At 56.6% G+C, this 1,052-nt stretch carries 2 protein-coding genes; both read left to right on the forward strand.

Annotation, left to right across the window (positions count from 1 at the left end):
- Positions 1-84 precede the first annotated feature (84 nt).
- The gene (locus DMO26_RS34725; protein WP_226951526.1) at positions 85-477 is read left to right on the forward strand and encodes a helix-turn-helix domain-containing protein; all 393 of its coding nucleotides are present in this window, start codon (positions 85-87) and stop codon (positions 475-477) included.
- Positions 478-484: 7 nt separating this feature from the next.
- Complete coding sequence (locus DMO26_RS34730; RefSeq protein WP_226951527.1) at positions 485-1,036, forward strand: IS630 family transposase; 552 nt, start codon at positions 485-487, stop codon at positions 1,034-1,036.
- Positions 1,037-1,052: the final 16 nt, after the last annotated feature.

Below are 1,052 nucleotides of genomic sequence, written 5' to 3' on the forward strand. Positions count from 1 at the left end.
CTAAAGCGTGTCGCGGTTAACCGGATTCGGGCTTCCTGTTTGAGCTGATTTGTGATTCCGTTTGTCCATGGAAGGAGAAGAACCATGGGCAAGCCGCATCCGATCGAGTTGCGTGAGCGTGTCGTTGCGTTTGTGAATGAGGGCAATAGTCATCGCGAAGCAGCGCGGCATTTCCGGGTTTCGCCCCGCTTCGTCAACAACATGATGATCCTTCATAAGTCAGGTGGTTCTCTTGCCGCCGCCAAGCAGGGCCATCCGCCCGGCGGCAAGCTTTCTTTCCATGGCGAATGGATCCGCGAGCAGGTGTCTTGCCATGGCGAAGTGACCTTGGACGAATTGTGTGTGGAACTGGCTGAGCGCGGTGTCGAAGTCCATCGTGCTACGGTCGGCCGGTTTCTGCACCGGCTTGGGCTGAGCAATAAAAAAAAGCCTCAAGGCAAGCGAGCAGTGCAGACCGGAGATCGCCAAGGCGCGTGATCTGTGGATGACGCGCCGAAAGCGGTTCTTCAACAAGGCCTTGGCGCGTCTCATCTTTGTCGATGAAACCTCGACGAACACGCGCCTGACAAAGCGCACCGGATGGTCCGCCAAGGGCAGCCGCTTCGTCGCTTATGCTCCTTTTGGAAAGTGGAAGACGCAGACCTTCATTGCCGGACTGCGCTGCCATGGCCTCACGGCTCCCTTCATCGTCGATGCACCGATGAACAGTCGCATTTTCGAGACCTGGATCGACACCCAGCTTGCGCCAACACTGTCGCCGGGCGATGTCGTCATCCTCGACAATGTCGGCTTCCACAAAAGCGAGCGCGCCGAGGAATTGGTTAGGGCCAAAGGGGCATGGCTTCTGTTTCTGCCGCCCTATTCTCCGGACCTGAACCCCATAGAAATGGCATTCTCAAAACTCAACGCGCTCCTGCGAAAGAAAGCTGCACGCAGCTTCGATGCGATCACACAGGCCCTTGGCGACATCATCAGCCTCTTCTCCGTCGCCGAATGCCGAAACTTCTTCAAAGCAGCAGGCTATGAGGCTGAATAATTGCGACACGCTTTAA

This window comes from Rhizobium terrae (assembly GCF_003425685.1).
GTDB lineage: Bacteria > Pseudomonadota > Alphaproteobacteria > Rhizobiales > Rhizobiaceae > Neorhizobium > Neorhizobium terrae.